This is a genomic window from Lacibacter sp. (assembly GCF_057361365.1).
Genome location: NZ_JBMQSG010000016.1, coordinates 41,529 through 62,752 on the forward strand (window position 1 = coordinate 41,529; position 21,224 = coordinate 62,752).

Sequence of the window (21,224 nt, forward strand, 5' to 3'; positions counted from 1 at the left end):
CGCATGTTATACTAAACCTGCCTAACTGTTTGAAATTTAACAAGTGGGTGTTTGATTTATTTCTCAATTTTGATACTTATGCGACGTTTAGCTGGTTCATGGATCTTCCTTATCATTTTTCTCCTGATCGACATTTATGTATTCCAGGCACTCCGTGCAGTGGCCGATACCTGGGCGCCTCGAACACGACTGATCGTTTTTGGTATTTACTGGGGCATCAGCATTCTATCTTTTGCATTAATGCTAAGTCTCACTTTCACTAACTACGAAGCATGGCATAAGCTCTTGCGAACGTATGCTTTTGCGGTTGTAATTGGTTTGTTTTTAGCCAAACTGCTGGCCAGCGCTTTCTTTTTGATTGATGATGTGCGTAGGGTGCTGCAGTGGGCAGGCAGTTTTATTTTCCCAAGCTGGAATTCCAAAACAGCAGGTACGGGCACAGGCATTACCCGTTCCATGTTTTTAAGTTGGGCAGGCCTGGCAGTAGGCGGTGGATTGTTTACTTCACTGGTTTATGGTTTCGGCAATAAATACAAATATCACCTTCAAAAAATGGCTTTGAGTTTTCAGCATTTGCCTGCTGCATTCAAAGGATTCAAAATTATTCATGTAAGCGATATACATAGCGGAAGTTTCACCGATAAAGAAGCGGTGCGTCGGGGCGTTGAAAAGATCAATGAACAGAATGCAGATGTGGTGTTGTTTACCGGTGATCTTGTAAACTACAGTGCCGATGAAATGAAAGATTATATGGATGTATTTTCCGAATTGAAAGCGACGCATGGAGTTTATGCTACATTAGGTAATCATGATTATGGGTTCCCTACTGGTGCTACAAAAGAAGAAGTAACTGCAAAGCAGCTGGCAAATGCAAAAGGCGTGGTGGATGTACACAAACAGTTAGGTTGGAAAACGCTGAGCAATGATCATGTGGTATTGGAAAAAGACGGGGAACAGATCGCTATTCTTGGTGTTGATAATACCAGTGCAAAAGTTAACTTCCCATCGTTTGGTAAACTGGATGAAACGCATGCAAAGGCAAAAGACATTCCGTTTAAAATACTCATGAGCCACGATCCTTCGCACTGGAATGCGGAAGTAACATCCCAATACAAGGACATTGCGCTCACATTGGCAGGACATACCCACGGTATGCAGTTTGGTGTGGAGATTCCCGGTTTCCGCTGGAGCCCTGTAAAGTATGTATACAAGCAATGGGCCGGTTTGTATGAAGAGGCGCAACAGAAATTGTATGTGAATCGTGGCTTCGGCTTTATCGGTTACCCGGGCCGTGTAGGTATATTGCCCGAGATCACATTGATAGAGCTCTCCTGATTTTTTAGCTCCATTAAACTATCTTGCAGCAGTTTGGTCTATGCTTTGCAACCAACCGCCCTATTCCTTTATGCTGAAACCGCTTATTCTGTTTCTGACGATCTGCTGTACTTGGTTTTCTGTAACCGCACAGGAAACGAAAACTGATTCAACAGCTATTAACGTTGATTCTCTTGAGAAGGAGATAGATGCATTTCTTGATCTCTACGATTCCATAAAGGCTCCCAGGAATTATTTACTTCTCTCGGTGGGTGTGGGTAACACACAATTCAGCGTGCGTAACGTTGCGTTGAATGCGCAGCAATCGGCAACTAATTTCAATATTACTCCAACTATTGGCTATTATCATAAAAGCGGACTCGGCATCACCTACAATAATTACCTGCTTATGGAAACAGGAAAAACACAATTGTTGCAACATGCCGTAACGCTTTCTTATGATTACCTGAAAGGCGAAAAAGCATCTTACGGTATTTCATATACAAGATTCTTCGGTAAAAAAGAATTTTTAAATGCATCATCACCTTATGATAATGATGTACTGGCTTATTTGCAGTTTGGCAAAGACAAGTTTCAATATGGAGCGATGTTGGGGTTTTCGGGTGGCCGTTACCGTGAAACCATGCAATACCTCGATTCGCAGCAAATACGCATGCCTTTAACCAATCAGTTGGTATGGCAATATTATTATGTGAATGATACCTCAGATGTAGTAATAAGGGATCTGTCGTTCATTCCTTATGTGCGCTATAATCTTGTACTCGATGGTATTGGCAAAAACGATTACTTTAATATTCAGCCAACGTTAATGATATTAGGTTCGAGGAGCAAAGCAACCATTGATTCAAAAGGAAGTATTCGTCAGCGGCGTCTGCTCGATCGTAGCCGTAATTATTCCGAAACATCTTCTCAAAAAGCAGCCTTCCAGTTTCAGTCGGTGGGGTTGCAATTAGATGCGAGTTGGTATATTGGTAAATTCTTTTTGAATCCCCAGTTATATCTCGATTATTACTTATTAAGTAAAGAAAACAAATGGAGTGCATTGTATAGTGTGCAAACAGGGTTTATGTTTTAAAAAGTTTGGCACGGTTCTTCTTAACATATTTTTACAGCGTATAAAAAATGATTGGCACTTATTTCGCCGTTAATACAACAACAAAAATCATATAGAATGAAAAAGTCACTTGTTATCCTTCTTGTCGCAGTCACCGCATCAGCAACTTCTTTTGCACAATTCCGTATTGGTCCAAAACTTGGTGCAAACATTGGTAAAATTGAGGGTAAAGGTTTTGATGAACAATATAAGCTCGGTTATCATCTTGGTGTATTTGCCGAAATTCCGTTGGGAAAAAAATTTGCTTTACAGCCTGAAGTGTTATGGAACCAGATCAATTCTGACACAGCATCCGGGTTTAAAGCCATCTATCAAAACCTCGATGAAAACGTAAAGAATCCTCAGCTTAATTATCTTAGTGTTCCTTTGTTACTCACGTATAAGCCAGCAAAAGTATTATCGTTGCAGGCTGGTCCTCAATTCGGAATTTTGTTGAATAAGGATAAAACTTTTATCGACAACGGGAAGGAAGCATTCAAGAACGGTGATTTTTCAATGTTATTTGGTGCACAACTTAATATCATGCGTATAAGATTGTATGGCCGTTATGCGATAGGTTTAAATAATATTAATGATATTGGCGATCAGGAAAAATGGAAAACAACCGGCTTTCAGCTTGGTGTTGGTTTAGCGCTCTAATACTTACATTCACTATAAAGAAAAGGCTCTCCCTTCAAGGAGGGCTTTTTTATTGCTTGCCATTTGTCATGTTTTAAAAGGCTTGTTCAACGCAAACTTTTATATTTATATTCTTAAAACTTATCTATGCAACGTAAAGGATCACACCTGTTCTTTCTTTCCTTCTTATTGTTTGTGTTCACTGCAACCACTGCACAACAAACCACTGAAAAAATCCCCTTCGATGCGAAAGTGAAAACAGGAAAACTGGAAAACGGGTTAACATATTTCATTCGTCCCAATCAGAAACCTGAGAAAAGAGTAGAGCTGCGTTTAGTTGTTAATGCAGGTGCTATTAATGAAGACGATGATCAGTTGGGCCTTGCTCATATGACCGAGCATATGGCGTTTAACGGCACAAAGAATTTTAAAAAGAATGATATCGTTTCCTATCTGCAGGAAATTGGTGTTGGCTTTGGGAACGATCTCAATGCTTACACCAGTTTCGATGAAACAGTGTACATTCTTCCCATTCCGATTGACAAGCCCGGAAATCTTGAGAAAGGTTTCCAGATCATTGAAGACTGGGCACACAACGTATCGAACCTTGCCGATGATATTGATGGAGAGCGTGCAGTTATATTGGAAGAAAGTCGTTTAGGAAAAGGTGCTGATGAACGCATGTTTCGTAAAATTCTTCCTGCTCTGTTTGCAGGTTCATTGTATGCTGATCGTTTGCCTATTGGTAAAGACAGCATCATTAAAAATTTTAAACATGATGCCATCCGTCGTTTTTATAAAGACTGGTATCGTCCCGATCTGATGGCTGTTGTAGTGGTTGGCGATATTACGGTTGAACAAGCTGAATCTCTTATCCGTAAACATTTTTCAGGATTAAAAAATCCTGCGACGCTGCGTGAACGAAAATATGCTGAAGTAAAACCTTATGCATCGAACCAGGTAATGATCTTATCTGATAAGGAAGCTCCTTCAAGTGAAGTTTCCATCAACTATCCCGTGTTTAAATTCGAAGCAATGACTACGGTTGCTGATTATCGCAACAGCATTATCCGTAGTTTATTCCTGCGCATGTTTAACCAGCGTTTACAGGAGTTAACACAAAAAGAAAATCCCCCTTTCAATTTTGCATCAGGTGGTTTTGGTTCCTACGCACGAGGTTATGATGCATTTTCCATTTATGCAGGTGCGGGCACCAGTGATGTAAAGAAAACATTGCAGGCTTTACTGGAAGAAGTGGAGCGTGTAAAACGTTTTGGATTTACCGCTTCGGAATTGGAACGCAGTAAAAAATCAACAGAAAGTTATTATGAGCGTGCATACAATAACCGTGATAAAAATGAAAGCGCAAATTATGTTGACGAGTATATCAACTATTTCCTGAAACAGGAAGCATCACCCGGAATTGAATATGAATTCAATAAAGTAAAAGAATTGTTGCCGGGTATTACAATTGATGAAGTGAATGCATTGGTAAACAAATATGTAAAAGGAGTTGAGAATCGGTTTACTTACATCACTCAACCTGAGCCAAAGGCAGGTGATAAACTTCCTACGGAGGAAGAGATTCTGGCGTATTTCCCTGCGGCTGAAAAAGCAGATGTAAAACCTTATGAAGATAAAGTGGTTGCTTCTTCGTTGGTTGAAAAGAAACCTGCGGCGGGTAAAGTAACAGCAACTAAAAAAGATGCTAAACTCGGTACTACAGAATTAACGCTGAGTAACGGTATTAAAGTAACCTTGAAGCCAACTGATTTTAAAGCTGATCAAATATTAATGTCGTCTGTTCGTCCCGGCGGTAAAAATCATTACAGTGCTGCTGATAAATACAATGCAGAATATGCAGTAGCTGTCGTACAGGCCATGGGAGTAGGGGAGTTTTCACCTGTTGACCTGCGTAAAGTGTTAGCGGGAAAAACGGTGCAGGTAAATCCATATATCAACTCATCAAGTGAAGGTGTGCGTGGTAGTTCTACAGTGAAAGATCTGGAGACACTGTTCCAGCTTACATGGTTGACAATTACAAGTCCACGATTGGATACGTCGTTATTTAAATCTTACGTGCAACGTAACCGTTCGCAGTATGCAATGATGAGTGCTAATCCGCAGTTTGCATTTATTGATACGTTTTACAGTGTGCTGTATAATAATGATCCACTCACACCTGTTGCCTTGCCGAAAGCAGAGAACTTTAGTAAGATCGATCTCAAGCGTACTGTTGAAATTTATAAAGAACGTTTCAGTGATGCAGGCAGCATGGAGTTTGTTTTTGTGGGAAGTTTTAAAGAAGCAGAGATCATTCCGCTGATTGAACAATATATTGGTAGCTTACCGGCAACATCAAAAAAGTTTGCAGCAGTTGATAATAAAGTTCGCCCCATAAAAGGGAAAAAAGAAATGGTGGTGAAGAAGGGCAAAGATGAACGGAGTCTTATTCTTCAGCTTCATTCAGGTGAAGTGCCTTACAGCCAGGATATGGAAATGAAAGCGGAGGCTGCAACAGAAGTGTTGAATATCCGCATTATTGAAGAGTTGCGTGAAAAGATTGGCGGTATTTATGGCGGTGGCATTTTTGGATCACTTGAAAGTGAGCCTTACGATAATTACACGTTTGCTGTTCAATTGCCATGCGGGCCGGAGAAAGCCGATACATTGCTGAAAGCAATCAACAGGGAAATAAAAGAGATTGCCACTAAAGGTCCATTACAAAAGAATCTTGAGAAAGTAAAACAGCAATGGCGTGAGCAGCACAAGATCGATATCAAAGAAAATGAAGATTGGTTAGCTGCTATTACCGAAAGCAAGTTTCCCGGAAACAACATCGATTATTTTGTGAACTATGAAAAGTATATTGATAAACTTACCGTGAAAGATGTGCAATTGGCTGCAGCTAAATTGTTGAACGGGCCAAATGTGTTTACCGCTATCCAGATGCCTGAGAATTATGTGCCGGGCGAAGAAAAGAAAACAGCTGAGCGTGATAACAATATTATTCAAACCATTGAGATCGATAAACCTGAGATCAAAATTGAATTGTTTGACAATGGTGAAATTGATGGCGACAGCGTAACGGTTTATTTCAACAGTTATCCGGTTCTGAGCAAAAAACTATTAACCGCTAAAGTGACAATGCTTAATGTAAAGGCATTAAAGGGCAGAAAAAACACGTTGGTAATGTTTGCAGAGAACCTCGGTAAAACGCCTCCTAACACAGCTTTGATGCGTATTACAGCAGGTGGTAAGGTTTATAACATAACCGTGGAGAGTGATAAAAAGAAAAACGGAACTATTGTGTTTAAGTGGAAGGAGTGATGAGTGATAAGTGATGAATGATAAGTGATAAGTTTAGGAAGGTTCATCCCCTCCATGGAGGGGTAGTGAAATATAGCACTATTAACGTGAATGAAAGGGGGGGGTAAAGAATAAGGCCGATGCAATGCATCGGCCTTATTCTTTTTTATCGGGTAGAGTTTGAAAAGTCGAATCTCGACTCCGCTCGATTCTTCCAGTCCGTCCTTCGACTCCGCTCAGGACTCGACCTCGCTCAGGACTATATCACCTCCACATTTCTCTCAACAAACGCTGTAAGATCAGCACCTTTCAATAAACCTTGCGCTAATAATGCCAGATCAAATGCTTGCTTGGCAATAGATGTTTGCTGCGCTTCATCGGCACTCAATAATTTGCTGATGAGTTTATGATTGGCGTTGATCGATACATTGTATGTATCAGGCATGTTGCCATAAAAACCCATCATACCGCCGCCACCGAGCTTGCTCATATCTTTCATGCGGCGCATCCATTCTTCCATGGTAATGGTCACCGGCATTGCTTCTGCTGGTAAACTTTCAAGCTCAACCTTCATATTGTTGTTGTTGATCGCTTTTTCAAACACGGCCTTCACCTTGTTGCGATCTTCTTCACTCAACTGGTGTTGCGGAGCATCTTCTTTCACAATAAGCTTATCAGGAACATCTGCATCTACACGCTTCATTGTTGTTTTCTCCAGCTTCATTTCAAGATGCTGAATAAAATGCGTGTCAATTGGAGAGTTCATCAGCAACACATCATAATTCTTTTTCTGCGCTGCCTGAACAAAACTATGTTGATGTTCTGCGTCGATGGTGTAGAGATAAACAAGTTTACCTTCTTTATCGGTTTGAAAATCTTTCACCTTGGCACTGTACTCGTCTAATGTATAATGCTCTTTGTTGGTGTTTGTGAACAACAAAAAGTCTTTTGCTTTTTCATAAAACTTTTCGTCAGAAATAGCACCATACTTCACAAACAAACCAATGTCGTTCCATTTTTCTTCATAACTCTTACGGTCTTTCTTAAAGAGTTCGCTGAGTTTGTCCGCCACTTTGCGACTGATATAACTATTGATCTTTTTTACATTGCTATCGGCCTGCAGGAAAGAACGACTTACGTTCAATGGAATATCCGGTGAATCGATCACGCCATGCAGCAGCAATAAAAATTCAGGAACAATATCCTTTACTTCATCGGTAATAAATACCTGGCGACTGAACAATTTGATTTTGTTCTTTTGTACTTCAAAATCATTTTTCAGTTTTGGGAAATATAATACACCAGTAAGATTGAATGGATAATCAACATTCAAATGGATCCAGAATAAAGGTTCTTCACTGAACGGATAAAGCTCACGATAGAAATCAAGGTAATCCTCATCTTTCAGATCACTGGGTGCTTTTGTCCAGATAGGAGTAGTATTGTTGATGATATTATCAACCGTAACAGATTTATATTTTGTTTTGCCTTCTTCATCAACACCATCTTCAACACTTTCTTCCTTGGTACCAAACTGCACGGGCACAGGTAAGAATTTAGCATATTTATCTAGAATAGCACTGATGCGATGTTCTTCCAAAAATTCTTCTGAATCGCCGTTGATGTAAAGGATCACATCAGTACCACGTTCTGTGCGACTGCCCTCACTTATTTCAAATTCAGTGCTGCCATCACAAGTCCATTTTGCCGGCGTTGCCCCATCCTGGTACGAAAGAGTTTGAATTTCTACTTTCTCTGCCACCATAAATGCGGAGTAAAAACCTAAACCGAAACGACCAATAATTTCATTGGCATCTTTCGCCTCTTTAAATTTCTCCATGAACTCAGTAGCGCCCGAAAAAGCCACCTGGTTAATATATTTTTTGATCTCGTCGGCCGTCATCCCAATTCCATTATCCGAAATGGTGAGGGTTTTTGCTGCAGCATCCACTGCCACTGTTACTTTTAAATCGCCGGTTTCTTTGCTGTAATGACCAAGGCTGGCCAAACGTTTCATTTTCTGGGAAGCATCCACTGCATTACTCACTAATTCACGCAGGAAGATTTCATGATCGGAGTATAAAAACTTTTTAATAATGGGGAAGATATTCTCCGTGTTAATTGAAATGGTTCCTTTTTCCTGTATCATATTGGTTTGATTTTTCGATTATTTACAACGGTACTCCTTGCTCAATTGCTGTTCCAAATGCGGTTTGTTTGCCAGATTGACAGCAATAAAACCGATCCTCACCATATGCAAAGGGATTTTTGGCACTGACTTTGGGAATGTATGCCTGTAAAAAAGAATTTTAGGAAATCCCGGTAAAAAATTATTGAGCAATTTATCTGACTGCGATAATCATTTTTGCCTGGATACTATGTGGCCAAATAAAAAAATAAAAAAGAGCACATGAAGAAGATATTATTTGCTATGCTTCTTATCAGCAGCTTTATGATGACTGAAAAAGCAGATGCCCAGCTGAATGTCAATATCGGATTACAACCTGCATGGGGCCCATCCGGCTACAATTATGTAGATTATTACTATATGCCCGATATTGAAACCTATTATTACGTACCGAGCAAACAATTCATTTATCTCAATAATGGTAAATGGGTTTATTCGGCTGGGCTGCCATCGCAATACCGTACGTACAATCTATACAACGGATATAAGGTAGTAGTAAATGAGCCCAAACCTTATTTACAACATGCTACGTACAAAGTAAAGTATGCGAAATACAAAGGCTCTAACGGAAAACAAAAGTCAATCAAATACAATAACGGAAACGCAGGTGGCAATAAAACCGGCGTAGTGAAAGCAAAAGGAAACAGCGGTAAAGGCAAAGGGAAAAACAAGAATTTATAGTTTACAGGTGGTTTCAGAAGTGGTGGTTTAAAAAGCCCTCCCGTGCAAACGGAAGGGCTTTATTTTTATGCAATTAAATTTGTCCTGATCATTCTTCCGCCCATGGGAATAAATGCCTGTCGATTTTCATATACTGAAAAGAACAATAATAAATAAACTGGTGAATATTGGTTTGCAAAACATATTACAGCAATGTGGATTTGAAGATGCACAGTTGCATGCAGTAACTGGTGGCGATATTAACCGAGCTTATAAAGTAGTGCATAAGCATGATGTATTTTTTCTCAAAGTAAATGATGCAGATGCTTATCAAAACATGTTTGACCGGGAAGCAGATGGCCTGGTTGCGTTAAGAAAGAACAGCGATTGCATTGTGCCGAATGTGTTGAAAACAGGTGTCGCCGATGGACAGCAATATCTTTTATTGCAATGGATCGAAAGAGGCGCACCTGCTGCTGATTACTATTCTTCATTGGGAAAATCACTTGCTGCAATGCACCAGCAAACTGCAGGGCAAGCAGGTTGGGGAGTTGATAATTACATCGGCAGTTTGCCGCAGATAAACACATTTAGCAATAACTGGTGTAGCTTTTATGCCAAATATCGCATAGCGCCATTGGTAAAATTATTGCGTGATGCAGGTGCGTTCGGAAGTAAGGAACAGCAATATGCAGAACGTTTATATACCATGCTGCCACAGTATTTTCCCAATGAAAAATATGCTTTTCTCCATGGCGATTTGTGGGGAGGTAACCATTTCTCCAATGAAAAAGGGCTTCCGGTGCTGATTGATCCTGCTGTTTACTATGGGCACAGGGAAATGGATATTGGTATGACGGCTTTGTTTGGTGGATTTGATCGTGCGTTTTATGATGCTTATAATTATCACTATTCGCTTGAAAGTGGCTGGCAGCAACGGTTACAGCTCACGCAGCTATATCCGTTATTAGTGCATGCAGTGTTATTTGCCGGACATTATGTATCACAATCAGCATCTATTTTAGCAAGATTTTGCGCTTAAAAATGCACGCATAAAAACGAGGATTTCCCCAATGAAAACCCCTCTTATTCACATTCTGAAAATGAGTTGTGTATAAACCTTGCTGGGTATTAGAATTTATCCTAAATTCATTCTGTTAATAATTACTATTATCCATTTTAAATTCTAAAACTTAAAACAAATGGCAACAAAAAAAGCAAAAAAAGCTGCTCCTAAAAAAGCTGCTAAGAAAGCCGCTCCTAAGAAAGCTGCTCCTAAAAAAGCTGCTAAGAAAGCTGCTCCTAAGAAAGCTGCACCAAAGAAAGCCGCTCCTAAAAAAGCTGCTAAAAAGAAATCAGCACGTAAGCCTAATGCTGCGTTCATGAAAGCGCTTACTCCAAGTGGAGAACTCGCTGCAGTAATTGGCAACAAACCAGTGCCACGCACCGAAGCTGTAAAGAAAATCTGGGTTTACATTAAAGCCAATAAATTACAGGATGCTAAAAACAAACGCATGATCAATGCGGATGCTAAACTGAAGCCTGTATTTGGTGGCAAAGGCCAGGTATCAATGTTTGATATGGCAAAACATTTATCAAAGCATTTGAAATAATATTCTTGCCAAAGAAAATAAAGAGGGCGTCATTTGACGCCCTCTTTTTATTTTATGTATCACAAAGATTATGGTTTCAATGATGTACCGCATCCATGAAGCTCTCTTGGTTTTTCATCCTTTTTAAGTTTGATTGTGAGATGCACAGTATACGCTAAACTATCGCCCGACATATCATTGATACAAACCTTCTTCATAACCCGCATTTCAAGTTTACCCGTATCTGTTTCAGCTTTGTAAAGTTTTGTAACAGCGTCTACATTAATTGCTTTCACGGGTGCGGTTGTAAGTTCAACTCCTTCAGGTGTGGTATAACGTATAAATTGTTCTTCATCTATTTCAATGCTCCAAAAGGGCTCATTACCTGTTGCAATAAAATCAATACCTGCTGCAGCCTTTTGTTTCCAGCCTTCGGGAATAGGGGAGAGCGTGTTGCTGGTATCTATTACCGACATTGTATCATCTGCTGTTGAATCATGCTCATGATGCTCAGCACTTGAACTGTCAGTTGAATTACATGATACCAACAATAAAAGCAACGCAAAACTGTAAACTCTTTTCATGGTTAACTTTTTGAATGAGAAAGCAAGTTAACAAAACCATGACCATGCAATGTCGAAAAAAAGCTGCCCCATGAGGGCAGCTATGTGGCTACAAAGAGGTATAAGGGATTTAAATTGTTTACCAGAAATCAATTGAACGGATAAAACCTAATTCAAAGAAATTGCCCGTAGGTGTGCTTTTTAATTCTGAACTGGGTGCACCATTTGTATAGGATACATTTCCTGCAACAAGATATTCAGGATAATAGTTTGCATAGAAATTAAACGTGTGATCTTTCTTCCATTGAAATGCATAACCCTGTATCCATGGCGATTTACCATTGTTGATCATTGCTCCGTTTTCAGGATGAATATAGGTTCCCAAACCACCCGGTATCAATCTTTCCATGATCATGCCCAGCGAAATATGACTGCGTTTATAATCAGCATTTGGTTTGGTGGTAAAACGTACACCGTATTCGAGCTTTTCAAAATTCATTTCCAGTTTTCCTTTACCATGTTCCTCCGCATCGTTATCCGATTTAGAAAACACCCGTTCACCAGCCATGTATTCACCATACGCTTTAATGCCTTTTGCGCCGGCATATAATCTTGCGCCGTAATTGAGTAATGATAATTGATAACCGTCGAATATGGGGCTAAAACCAGCCTTAGGTGCAAGAAATGCATAACCGCCAAAATTATCGTGCTCGGCACCAACTTTTAAATTCACATCAAAGTTGAGTGTATAAATCTGTTTGTTCTCCAGTGATTTTGAAGACACATCGTTACCGCCAATCATAGTTGTTCTGTCGCTTGCAAACAAAACAGGCGCATAACTCATGGAGTAACCCCATTCAACCGACATGTTCAGTTTCAGCTTTCCTTTGTTTGTTGGCTTGTTGTATACAAAGTCGGGGTTAACACGCCCCATCTTATCATTGTAGATCCAGGTACCAACGATAAACAGAATACTTACACTTGCAGTAGCCGCAGTTGCTTCAGCCTGGCGACGTTGTTCATTTGCATTTTGTTTCCATGCATCATAATCGCTTTGCCGTTTATCTTTTGCTTCCTGCTCAGCTTTTAACCTTGCTTCTTCCTGTTGTTTTGCTGTTTCTTTCGCATTGTATTGCTGTTGCGCCGGCGATTCACCTGTTGTAGTTGAACCAGCAGTATTGCTGTTTCCTGTTTCAGTTTCTTTTGAAACCGTGCCGCCAGTTGTTGTTTCCTTTTCCTTTTGTTTTTTCTCTTCTTCAGCTTTCGCCTGTGCGTCTTTCTGTTTCTTATCGTCCGCCGCTTTTTTATCGGCAGCTATTTTATCGTCACGTTCCTTTTTTTCATCGGCCGCTTTCTTATCTGCTGCAAGTTTTGCATCTGCTTTCTTTTTTTCTTCCGCCGCTTTTTGTTGAGTTACGTTAACAACATTGCTAACAGTGTAGCTGATGCCCTGCAGTAACGTAAACGAATTACCATCGGCAAGGCGACAGTTTTTAAAATTGTCGGCACCACTTGTATAAATGTGCGACCAATCACTTTCCGGAGTAAAACGGCCATTTGGCTTCAGCGCTACAATTTTGTTTACACCAATGGTGAAATTCTTTGTGCCCACACACGCAAGGTTGAGAGTTACATTCATAACAAAGTTGTACTCTTCACTGGTGTTGTTCTGTACATAAAAGAAATATTCTTCACTGCCACCCAGTGAAGACCAGTAACGTTGAACACTAACAGTAAACCGTGGATCAAATTGAGAAACGGAAACTTCTTTTCGTTGCGCCTTTAAAGAAGTACTGCCACATACAGCGAATAGCAGTAATGCAACCAGGCGGATACATGATTTGTAATACATAGAATCGGGTTTGATGATTGACTGGGTAATAATCCGGCATGTGCCGGAACGGGGGCAAAAGTAACGGCGTGGCATATGCGCCACAATACCCCCTTAGGGTGAATGTTTGCAACCATGCGATGCCGTTAGCAAAAAATAATACATGTTTTCACTTAGTTTCTTGTTTCATTTAATGTTGATGAATGGTGATAGTAAGTGTAGGCTGTCCTTTAAAACCAATGAGCAGTAGCTTCATGTTGATCTTAAGTGATCAGTTCTTTCTTCTTTACTTTGCAAACATAATGGAGTGGTGGATCTATCTTCTTGTTTGTACCGGTGCATTGTTTGCCGGCTTTATCGACGCTGTTGTTGGCGGAGGTGGTCTTGTGCAGGTTCCCTTGCTAATGATCCTCTTTCCCGAGCTATCGCATGTGCAGGTTATTGCCAGCAACAGGTTTGCTTCGCTGGCGGGCACAAGCGTTGCAGCTTTTCAATATATTAAAACAATTGGCGTTGATACAAGTGTTGTGCTTGCAACCGGCACCACTGCAGCTATTGCATCGTTCAGCGGAACTTTTGTAATGGAGTTGATAAAGCCCGAAGTATTTAAACCGCTTTTATTGTGCATCATTATTGTGCTAGCCATTTACACGTTTATCAAAAAAGATTTTGGACATATACATGCAGTGAAATACAGTGGAAATAAATTTCTACTTGTATGTGCGGCTATTGGTGCAGTAATTGGTTTTTATAATGGCTTTATCGGTCCGGGCACAGGAAGTCTTTTAGTGTTCGCCTTTGTAAGCGTGGCAGGTTTAAACTTCTTACATGCATCTGCTTCCTCCAAGATTGTAAATGCAATTGCCGATGTGGCTTCGCTTATCGGCTTTTTAATGAATGGCGCAGTTGTGTTTAAAATTGCATTGCCCATGATGGCCTTTAATATGCTGGGCGCTTATATTGGAAGTAAAACAGCCATCTTAAAAGGAAATGTATTTATCCGTTATATTTTTCTTTTCGTGATCAGCATTCTTATCATTCGCCTGGGAAGAGATGTTATTCTATCATGGAATAATTAAAACAAAAGCCCTGCATGAGATCAGGGCCTTTGGAGATTAGCTACAAGGTATTTTACAGGCCAGCTATGCTACAAATCATTTATCTGCTTTTGCTTTTGATTTCGCCATTTTTATTTCGTTCAGCTTTTCAATAGAGCTGTTATTGAAGGGGTATTTTTCCAACGCCAGGCGATAATATTTTTCCGCATTATCCATATCACCGGTGATGAAATAGTACTCACCAAATGAATCATAAGGATTGCAACCGGTAGGGTAGAGTTCTACATATTTTTCAAAATGCTTTTTAGCTGTAACATTATCTTTCTTCTCCTGCAGGTACAGGTAACCGAGTATGTTATGAATAGGAGCAGCATCAGGAAATTGTTTGAGATATTCTTCTGCAGCCACTAATTGTTCGGCAGGAGTGGGCCGTGTAAGCACATAATAAAATCCGATGAAAGCTCCATCCGGGAACATGGTATGCAAGTCGGCCCATATTTTTTGATCTTCTGCCTGTTTATTTTCCGGTGTTACAAGTTTTACAAACAGTTGCTCTCCTGCTGTTTTGTTTTTAGCACTGGCAAATGCACGTTCGATATATTTTTTCTTTGCTTCGCCGGTACTAAGGTTTGCCATACAGGCTAACACGATGGTAAAGTCAGGATCAAGTTCCAGTGCTCTTTCAAATTGTGTGTAGGCCTGTGCCAATTCAATGTTCATCATATAATCGGCGCCTTTCGTTGCAAATTCTTTTGCTTCTTTAGAAGAAGTTGTCCATGTCATTGTTTTTTTCTGAGCTATACCGGTAGAAGCGAGTAGTAAAAAGAACAGGACGGCTGCCCATTTGTGGAATGCTTGTTTCATACAATAATGTTTTTGTGTTGGAATGAAATAACGGGGTATGAAATAAAAAGCAGTCTGGAAGAGCCGGAGATATGGTTGATGGGAAAGTAGCAGAAGGTACAACTATTTGCAAGCGATAAAACTGATTGTAATCAGGATTATATTTTTTGCATGTGTAAATAGTTTACAGGTAATTTATTGAAAATGGTTTTGCGAATAATGCAAGTAAGAATTAATGATAAAAAAGAACCCATCCTCTTTGGTGGATGGGTTCTTTCCTAAAAATATGGTCAATTATTCTTTGGGAAAATCGGCTCCTTCACTTACCGTTGCCCAGGTATCAAAATCCTGTTTTAATTCTTCCACTTTTGCACGTGCGCCTTTTAATGCTGCTGCTCCCAATAACAAACGTAAAGGAGGATGTTCTGTTTCTGTTACCTCAATCATTGCTTTTGCAGCACGCACAGGATCGCCGGGCTGGTTACCACTGTATGCACGTATAGTCGATTGATTTTGTCCGGCTGTTTCCGCATAGTCATTAATTTTCACCGTCGTATCTTTTGCAGAACGGCCTGCCCAATCGGTTCTGAAACCACTTGGAGCAATGATAGTGACTTTAATACCCAACGGTGCTACCTCTTTACTCAGCGATTCGCTCAACCCGTCCACTGCAAATTTGCTTGCATTGTAAAAGCCGATGCCGGGGAAAGCACGCAAACCACCAATTGAAGAAATGTTGAGGATGTGGCCACTTTTTTGCCTGCGCATATGTGGTAATACTTCATTCGTCATACGTGCAAGACCAAAGAAATTAATATCGAACATGCGACGCACTTCAGCTTCTTCACTTTCTTCAATGGCGGCAAAATAACCAATGCCCGCATTGTTTACCAATACATCGATTTGCTTAAACTTTTCCAGTGTTGCAGTAACTGCTGTCCTGATCTGTTCTGCATCAGTAACATCCAGCTTCACTGCAATAGCAGTATCGGGATAAGCAGAAACAATATCCTGTACATCTTCTGTTTTACGTGCAGCAACGGCAACACGATAACCCTGCGCCAAAGCTTCTGTTGCTAACGCCCTTCCAAAACCGGTGGAACAACCGGTGATAAGCCATACTTTTTTCATATGATTATTTTTATTGTTTTTTGGCCATATAGTATAATGTATTAAAAATGATCTTCCCTTGTTGTTTAAATTGGACTGCTCATTTTTAATCATTATTTCATGCCAATAAATTTAAATGAAGTGCAAAGTTAGTCCGCATCAACCACCCTTTTACCAAATGGCATTAATGAAATTTCAAGAAGTTTAAAATGCTGCCGGCCCCAGGGAATACCAATAATCGTGATGTAGAGAAAGGCGCCCATCACAAGATGAATGATGGTTACTTCAATACCGCCCACGATGATCCAGATGATATTAGCAACAACTGAAAAGCAGCCCGATTGGGAAGAATCGCTTGTTACTTTTTTACCAAAAGGCCATAGCACAAGGCCGGCGAGTTTAAAACATTGCAAACCGAAAGGAATACCAATGATGGTAAGACACAATACAATGCCGCCAAAGAAATAACCAAGCGCTGCAAAGAAGCCACCAAAAATGAGCCAGATAAGATTGCCGAGAAAATTCATATGATGATAAAGTTAAGGCTGCAAGGTTACTATAAATTCCGGCTCCTTTTCCATTATCAATTGTGATGACGCCATTGTCATTCATCTTTAAAAAACGTTTCACCTTTAATGAGCCAGGAGTAACCAAAGGCCAGCAGCGCAATTGTTTCCAATACAAAAATTGGTTTAAGATGGGCCACAGCTCTATACCAGGAAGGAATAATACCAATGAGAGCGATCGCAGATATGCTCACCACAATAACGACACCGCAAATAATATAGATCCGGTTACGGATGCGTTTATTTCCTTTTACATCACCTGTTTGTTTTGTGCGTGTAAAAAGAAATAAAGAGAAATAGGCGAAAGTAAGAAACAACAATACCGATGCACCATAATGCATGGTATTGAAGAATGCATTTTCAACACGTGCCATGCGTGAACAATCAACAGCAGCATAACTATTATAATCGGTAGGGAACATGGCCACACAGGCTGCAAACAAGCCACCGAGCTTCGCACTCCATTTATCTTTTTCATCATAACCATTATATGCAAACAGGAAGAGCGACACTGCACAAAGCACACCCACAAACAGGTTACCCATATTCGTATAATAAAAGTGACTGATGCTGGGAGGAAACTTACATCCTTTTTCAAACAGCAGGTAACCGATCCACAACACAAAGGGTAAAGCCATGCCCAGAATACCAACTGCTTTGCGCAAGGTTAAAAATGAAATCACATAACCATTATTGGGTTCTGCTTTGCTCATACAGGTAAAGGTTTGGTTGAATTATAAAATAAGCTTATTTGTTACGGGCATAAACATAAACATTGCCGCTGGAAATAGCAATGTGGTTTTTACCTTAAAAAGAAATTCGTTATTGTTTCACGCAAAGGGGCATAAGGTGAAGAGGCGCCCGGTATTGAGGATTGCGGCTTTCTTCCTTTGCATGAAAAAGATTTAAATGAAGAATTACAATGCTTCTTTGTTCATGATATAAACAAGATGAGGGAAGTTGCTGATGTTATTTTTCTGCAACATTCGGCGACGATGTGTTTTCACCGTTTCAATACTAATAAAGAGTTGACGGGCTACCTGTTTTGAGGTAAGACCTTCAGCAATCAATCGTGCAATTTCTTTTTCCCTGTCGGTAAGATCAAGCTTGGGATAGTTACGTGCAGTTTGTCGTTTAATAAATTTATGAAAGGCCATCTGCACTGCCACCAGTAATTGTGTATCGTTATATGGTTTCACCAAATACATCACGGGATCGGCAGCAAATGCCTGCTGTAACGTTTTACTATCGCTGTAAGCCGTTAAGAAAATAATTTCTGCATCAAACTCTTCTTTCAGCTGCAAGGCCAGTTCTGTGCCCTTTATGTCGCCCTTGATATTGATATCGCATAACACAACAGCAGGTGCCGCATCCGTTTTCCTGCACAGTGTTAATGCTTCTGCTGCCGATTTAGCAATACCCATCACTTCATATTCTTCATCAACCAATAACTCGGCAATGCCATTGGCAATAATGAGTTCATCTTCTACAATCAATATATTATTTGTCGTGCTCATTCTGTTTTCATTTGTATGCGGTAACAGGTGCCGCTTTCATTACTTACCTGCATGGTTGCATCAAGCTGGTTCACTAATATGCGTACCAGTTTCAGGCCAAAGCTATTTCCCTGTTCTTTGGTGTTTTTTACACCCACGCCGTTATCTGCAACAGTTAACAGCAATTGGTTATCCTCTTCCCGGAGTTGTATGTAAATTTTTGGATCAGTGGTGTTCTTAAATGCATGTTTACAGGCATTCGTCACCAGTTCATTTACAATCAAACCTATTGAAACAGCCCTGTCGAGATTCATAGATGGATCTGGTAACTCAACAGTTGCTTCTACTGACGAAGAAGATAAGCCAAAGCTTCCTGCAAGCGAAGTTGTTAGTTGTTGCAGGTATTGCTGCATATTAACGGCCGCCAGGTCATGATCAACATATAATTTCTGGTGAATCATGGCCATGGCATCCACCCTTGTTTTACCTTCTTCCAATGCATTTTTTGCATTGATGTCTTCAATCCTGTTCGATTGAAGACTCATTAAACTCGATACAACCTGCAAATTATTTTTTACACGATGGTGCAGTTCACGTATCAGCGATTGGATATACACATTCCGTTCCTGCGCATCGGCATACAATGTTTCCAGTTCTTTTTTCTGCTGGGTAATGGTGCGTTGCTCCCTGTCGTAACTGCGGCGGAATAACCAGATCACCAGTGCAGTAAAAAACAACGTATAAGAAAGGGAGATTGCATAATCGGCAATACGCTGTGCATTGGTGCTATAGGGTATAATCCAGTTGGGATGATAATACTCCAGCACCAGCATACCAATGATAGATGCCACATAGATCATATAAAAAAACAACTGCATGCCCGGTGGCGAAATAAGAAGCAGGCTGGTAAGGATCATCACCATTAAATAAATGGTAGGCCCCAGTGAGGCACCATTGTAAAAAAACAAAGGCCCCAGTACAGCAATGGTTGCAATGGTAAAACCAATGAGCAATGCATTGTTAAAGACTTTACGAAAGCGTGAAAGATAAAAGGTAAACAACGTAAGCAAGGCACCCGTTATACCCAGCATAATGGTAACGGGGTGCAAACCCAGCAGCGAATTGAAGATGGTACCCTGTATTGAAAACACAGCCAGCACAAAACTACTGAGGTTGAAAATGCGCTGTTCAAATGAAAACCTGTTGTCTGTGCCGGCAATGGTATAGTAAAACTTACGTAACATGTTTCGATCAGGTACCGATTGTATTAGTTTGGTTGATTTTTTCTCTGCTGCGGTTGAAATTAAAGAGAAAACGATTGATGGCAAATATTTGTTTAGTCAGGATAATTGCCCGCTTTATTAGGGAGGGAGGAACTCCGAAGCGTCATTGCGAGCCTTGTTGTTTGGCGAAGCAATCTATTACAATAAGATTAGATTGCTTCCCGTCGAAGCCGGGCAGGCGTGCTTCGCAATGACGTTAAACTACACACAAAAGGCTGCCCACAAAGGCAGCCTTTTTAAGTTCACAGGAAAAGCACTGTTACAGCACCGTTAGTGCACCTGTGTAAATGCTGTTGGCAATATTCCGTCCATCGGTCGAAATAAAGCCGACGAACGTGTGCACCTGCTCACCGCTGAAACTGCTTACAACAAATGCATCAGCACCTGCACTGCGGGCAGCACCTGCAGTGGTGTAAATACATTGCTGGCGGGCAGGGCAATACACTACCAGGATAGCCGCATCGGTGCTTTGTGCACGACCAACGCCTGTATTGTCTGTCCATTGGAAGTTAACAGTACCAGCCACTGTGCTCGCTGCAGACGGGTTACCTGCATTGGGCAAATCACCACGACTGACTAACGCCAACGAATAGTCGATTGTGTAAGCCGGGTAAGCGCCGCCAATTGCATTCTTCAGTGTGTAACGCATGGCATTGTTAAAGCCCGTCATTTCCACAGCAAATTCACGAAAGCTGGTTGAGAGCAGCCCCGTCATTGGTTGCAGAAATTTCATGGTGGTTGAAAACTTCGCCTGCTGTTCCAGTTGCGGTTGTGTAAAGCTGGTGCGGCGACTTGTGCTTTGGCTGCGTACGTAGCTGATGCCTTTCCAGCTACCGCCAATTACGGTACCAACGGTACCACTGATGGGTCCTAAGATCCCTTTGTTCATGATGGCCATGAGGGTTGTTTTTTTAAGGTTTGGAATTAGTGTTTGTGGCAACATCCTCTATCCGCAGCGCTAACGGAACAAGGCTGCTGCCATTATTGAAACTTCGTTAGCTGCTGTTTTGGTATATGCCCGTTATCGTTTGCCTGCAGTTGCATGTTGTTGCATCGTGTTGCTTTGTGTTGCCTTGTTCTGCTTTTCACCTGTGGCCCACCGTTAGTAAGGGTCGTCTTCGTGTTTTCTTCGGACCTTCTTCGGATCATGTTCGTGTTTTGTTCGGATAACTCCGAACAAAACACGAAGAAAACACGAAGCGGGTGCGAACAAGCCCCAGGCATAAAGCAGTTATGGCTGTATTGACCCGTTTATAAATTTTCTGTGCAACAGTACCATTTACCGTGTTGCAACACTTGCAAAAACAAAACCGGCTTCTTATTTTACCTGATTGCTATACACCAAACTACTTGCATGGAAAAACACGATCAAACCCACATGCCATCCATTACACTGGATGAACCCATGTACGATAAGCAGGATATCCTGCAACTCTTCCACATCAGCACACGCACCCTGGCCACCTGGCGAAAGAATGGCATCATCCCATTTGTACAGGTAGGCGGCAAAATTTATTACCCGAAGAATTTAGTGGAAGCACAGCTGGAGAAGTACCGGAGAAGGTAGTTGTTAATGGTTAGTTGTTAATTGCTAGTTTGAAGTTCTGGAGTTCTGAGTTGGTAGCCGGTAGTCGGTAGTTTATAATTTTGTGTTCTGC

At 40.8% G+C, this 21,224-nt stretch carries 20 protein-coding genes; 10 read left to right on the forward strand and 10 right to left on the reverse strand.

Going from position 1 to position 21,224, the window contains the following annotated elements:
• Positions 1–78: 78 nt before the first annotated feature.
• From ACO1QW_RS15190 to ACO1QW_RS15205, 4 genes are all read left to right on the forward strand, one after another.
• Positions 79–1,335 (forward strand): metallophosphoesterase, encoded by a 1,257-nt coding sequence (locus tag ACO1QW_RS15190; RefSeq protein ID WP_486259951.1) that lies wholly within the window; start codon positions 79–81, stop codon positions 1,333–1,335.
• A gap of 70 nt (positions 1,336–1,405) precedes the next feature.
• Complete coding sequence (locus ACO1QW_RS15195) at positions 1,406–2,410, forward strand: hypothetical protein (protein ID WP_486259953.1); 1,005 nt, start codon at positions 1,406–1,408, stop codon at positions 2,408–2,410.
• Between the two features lie 96 nt (positions 2,411–2,506).
• Positions 2,507–3,088: a porin family protein gene (locus ACO1QW_RS15200; RefSeq protein WP_486259955.1), complete on the forward strand. Its 582-nt coding sequence runs from the start codon at positions 2,507–2,509 to the stop codon at positions 3,086–3,088.
• A gap of 126 nt (positions 3,089–3,214) precedes the next feature.
• A complete protein-coding gene (locus ACO1QW_RS15205) occupies positions 3,215–6,397 on the forward strand; it encodes a M16 family metallopeptidase (RefSeq protein ID WP_486259957.1) in 3,183 nt (1,060 codons plus the stop codon).
• 238 nt (positions 6,398–6,635) lie between these two features.
• Here the strand turns inward: ACO1QW_RS15205 and htpG are convergent, their stop codons facing one another.
• Positions 6,636–8,525 carry a molecular chaperone HtpG gene (htpG, locus tag ACO1QW_RS15210; RefSeq protein WP_486259959.1) on the reverse strand — a complete coding sequence of 630 codons (1,890 nt, stop codon included), beginning with the start codon at positions 8,523–8,525 and terminating at the stop codon, positions 6,636–6,638.
• Between the two features lie 261 nt (positions 8,526–8,786).
• Here htpG and ACO1QW_RS15215 point away from each other — a divergent pair, with 261 nt between their 5' ends.
• From ACO1QW_RS15215 to ACO1QW_RS15225, 3 genes are all read left to right on the forward strand, one after another.
• The gene (locus tag ACO1QW_RS15215; protein ID WP_486259961.1) at positions 8,787–9,245 is read left to right on the forward strand and encodes a hypothetical protein; all 459 of its coding nucleotides are present in this window, start codon (positions 8,787–8,789) and stop codon (positions 9,243–9,245) included.
• A 172-nt stretch (positions 9,246–9,417) separates the two neighbouring features.
• Positions 9,418–10,266, forward strand: a complete 849-nt coding sequence (locus tag ACO1QW_RS15220; RefSeq protein WP_486259962.1) for a fructosamine kinase family protein — start codon at positions 9,418–9,420, stop codon at positions 10,264–10,266.
• A 160-nt stretch (positions 10,267–10,426) separates the two neighbouring features.
• The gene (locus ACO1QW_RS15225) at positions 10,427–10,837 is read left to right on the forward strand and encodes an SWIB/MDM2 domain-containing protein (RefSeq protein WP_486259964.1); all 411 of its coding nucleotides are present in this window, start codon (positions 10,427–10,429) and stop codon (positions 10,835–10,837) included.
• 68 nt (positions 10,838–10,905) lie between these two features.
• Here the strand turns inward: ACO1QW_RS15225 and ACO1QW_RS15230 are convergent, their stop codons facing one another.
• Together ACO1QW_RS15230 and ACO1QW_RS15235 are read right to left on the reverse strand one after the other, a co-directional pair.
• A complete protein-coding gene (locus tag ACO1QW_RS15230; protein ID WP_486259966.1) occupies positions 10,906–11,400 on the reverse strand; it encodes a COG3650 family protein in 495 nt (164 codons plus the stop codon).
• Between the two features lie 118 nt (positions 11,401–11,518).
• A complete protein-coding gene (locus ACO1QW_RS15235; RefSeq protein ID WP_486259968.1) occupies positions 11,519–13,231 on the reverse strand; it encodes a hypothetical protein in 1,713 nt (570 codons plus the stop codon).
• A 218-nt stretch (positions 13,232–13,449) separates the two neighbouring features.
• Here ACO1QW_RS15235 and ACO1QW_RS15240 point away from each other — a divergent pair, with 218 nt between their 5' ends.
• Positions 13,450–14,289: a sulfite exporter TauE/SafE family protein gene (locus ACO1QW_RS15240; protein ID WP_486259970.1), complete on the forward strand. Its 840-nt coding sequence runs from the start codon at positions 13,450–13,452 to the stop codon at positions 14,287–14,289.
• 75 nt (positions 14,290–14,364) lie between these two features.
• Here ACO1QW_RS15240 and ACO1QW_RS15245 read toward each other — a convergent pair whose 3' ends face one another.
• From ACO1QW_RS15245 to ACO1QW_RS15270, 6 genes are all read right to left on the reverse strand, one after another.
• On the reverse strand, positions 14,365–15,132 hold the full coding sequence (locus ACO1QW_RS15245; RefSeq protein ID WP_486259972.1) for a tetratricopeptide repeat protein: 768 nt from the start codon (positions 15,130–15,132) through the stop codon (positions 14,365–14,367).
• A gap of 273 nt (positions 15,133–15,405) precedes the next feature.
• Complete coding sequence (locus tag ACO1QW_RS15250) at positions 15,406–16,242, reverse strand: oxidoreductase (protein ID WP_486259974.1); 837 nt, start codon at positions 16,240–16,242, stop codon at positions 15,406–15,408.
• Between the two features lie 128 nt (positions 16,243–16,370).
• A complete protein-coding gene (locus ACO1QW_RS15255) occupies positions 16,371–16,748 on the reverse strand; it encodes a YccF domain-containing protein (protein ID WP_486259976.1) in 378 nt (125 codons plus the stop codon).
• 77 nt (positions 16,749–16,825) lie between these two features.
• Positions 16,826–17,500: a hypothetical protein gene (locus ACO1QW_RS15260; RefSeq protein ID WP_486259977.1), complete on the reverse strand. Its 675-nt coding sequence runs from the start codon at positions 17,498–17,500 to the stop codon at positions 16,826–16,828.
• Positions 17,501–17,704: 204 nt separating this feature from the next.
• Positions 17,705–18,304: a response regulator gene (locus ACO1QW_RS15265; protein WP_486259979.1), complete on the reverse strand. Its 600-nt coding sequence runs from the start codon at positions 18,302–18,304 to the stop codon at positions 17,705–17,707.
• A complete protein-coding gene (locus tag ACO1QW_RS15270; protein ID WP_486259981.1) occupies positions 18,301–19,527 on the reverse strand; it encodes a sensor histidine kinase in 1,227 nt (408 codons plus the stop codon). The genes ACO1QW_RS15265 and ACO1QW_RS15270 overlap by 4 nt, the downstream gene beginning before the upstream one ends.
• Here ACO1QW_RS15270 and ACO1QW_RS15275 point away from each other — a divergent pair.
• A complete protein-coding gene (locus ACO1QW_RS15275; protein ID WP_486259983.1) occupies positions 19,526–19,648 on the forward strand; it encodes a hypothetical protein in 123 nt (40 codons plus the stop codon). The two genes, ACO1QW_RS15270 and ACO1QW_RS15275, sit on opposite strands and share 2 nt — an antisense overlap.
• A 177-nt stretch (positions 19,649–19,825) precedes the next feature.
• Here the strand turns inward: ACO1QW_RS15275 and ACO1QW_RS15280 are convergent, their stop codons facing one another.
• Positions 19,826–20,464, reverse strand: a complete 639-nt coding sequence (locus ACO1QW_RS15280) for a DUF6266 family protein (protein WP_486259985.1) — start codon at positions 20,462–20,464, stop codon at positions 19,826–19,828.
• 456 nt (positions 20,465–20,920) lie between these two features.
• On the opposite strand from ACO1QW_RS15280, the gene ACO1QW_RS15285 reads away from it, so the two are divergent.
• On the forward strand, positions 20,921–21,133 hold the full coding sequence (locus tag ACO1QW_RS15285; protein ID WP_486259986.1) for a helix-turn-helix domain-containing protein: 213 nt from the start codon (positions 20,921–20,923) through the stop codon (positions 21,131–21,133).
• Positions 21,134–21,224 lie beyond the last annotated feature (91 nt).

What these genes read in the sequence shown, in the direction of transcription:
- ACO1QW_RS15190 (WP_486259951.1), top strand. Translation starts at nt 79, where the DNA reads ATGCGACGTTTAGCTGGTTCATGGATCTTCCTTATCATTTTTCTCCTG.
- ACO1QW_RS15195 (WP_486259953.1), top strand. Translation starts at nt 1,406, where the DNA reads ATGCTGAAACCGCTTATTCTGTTTCTGACGATCTGCTGTACTTGGTTT.
- ACO1QW_RS15200 (WP_486259955.1), top strand. Translation starts at nt 2,507, where the DNA reads ATGAAAAAGTCACTTGTTATCCTTCTTGTCGCAGTCACCGCATCAGCA.
- ACO1QW_RS15205 (WP_486259957.1), top strand. Translation starts at nt 3,215, where the DNA reads ATGCAACGTAAAGGATCACACCTGTTCTTTCTTTCCTTCTTATTGTTT.
- htpG (WP_486259959.1), bottom strand. Translation starts at nt 8,525, where the DNA reads ATGATACAGGAAAAAGGAACCATTTCAATTAACACGGAGAATATCTTC.
- ACO1QW_RS15215 (WP_486259961.1), top strand. Translation starts at nt 8,787, where the DNA reads ATGAAGAAGATATTATTTGCTATGCTTCTTATCAGCAGCTTTATGATG.
- ACO1QW_RS15225 (WP_486259964.1), top strand. Translation starts at nt 10,427, where the DNA reads ATGGCAACAAAAAAAGCAAAAAAAGCTGCTCCTAAAAAAGCTGCTAAG.
- ACO1QW_RS15230 (WP_486259966.1), bottom strand. Translation starts at nt 11,400, where the DNA reads ATGAAAAGAGTTTACAGTTTTGCGTTGCTTTTATTGTTGGTATCATGT.
- ACO1QW_RS15235 (WP_486259968.1), bottom strand. Translation starts at nt 13,231, where the DNA reads ATGTATTACAAATCATGTATCCGCCTGGTTGCATTACTGCTATTCGCT.
- ACO1QW_RS15240 (WP_486259970.1), top strand. Translation starts at nt 13,450, where the DNA reads ATGAGCAGTAGCTTCATGTTGATCTTAAGTGATCAGTTCTTTCTTCTT.
- ACO1QW_RS15245 (WP_486259972.1), bottom strand. Translation starts at nt 15,132, where the DNA reads ATGAAACAAGCATTCCACAAATGGGCAGCCGTCCTGTTCTTTTTACTA.
- ACO1QW_RS15250 (WP_486259974.1), bottom strand. Translation starts at nt 16,242, where the DNA reads ATGAAAAAAGTATGGCTTATCACCGGTTGTTCCACCGGTTTTGGAAGG.
- ACO1QW_RS15255 (WP_486259976.1), bottom strand. Translation starts at nt 16,748, where the DNA reads ATGAATTTTCTCGGCAATCTTATCTGGCTCATTTTTGGTGGCTTCTTT.
- ACO1QW_RS15260 (WP_486259977.1), bottom strand. Translation starts at nt 17,500, where the DNA reads ATGAGCAAAGCAGAACCCAATAATGGTTATGTGATTTCATTTTTAACC.
- ACO1QW_RS15265 (WP_486259979.1), bottom strand. Translation starts at nt 18,304, where the DNA reads ATGAGCACGACAAATAATATATTGATTGTAGAAGATGAACTCATTATT.
- ACO1QW_RS15275 (WP_486259983.1), top strand. Translation starts at nt 19,526, where the DNA reads ATGTTTCGATCAGGTACCGATTGTATTAGTTTGGTTGATTTTTTCTCT.
- ACO1QW_RS15270 (WP_486259981.1), bottom strand. Translation starts at nt 19,527, where the DNA reads ATGTTACGTAAGTTTTACTATACCATTGCCGGCACAGACAACAGGTTT.
- ACO1QW_RS15280 (WP_486259985.1), bottom strand. Translation starts at nt 20,464, where the DNA reads ATGGCCATCATGAACAAAGGGATCTTAGGACCCATCAGTGGTACCGTT.
- ACO1QW_RS15285 (WP_486259986.1), top strand. Translation starts at nt 20,921, where the DNA reads ATGGAAAAACACGATCAAACCCACATGCCATCCATTACACTGGATGAA.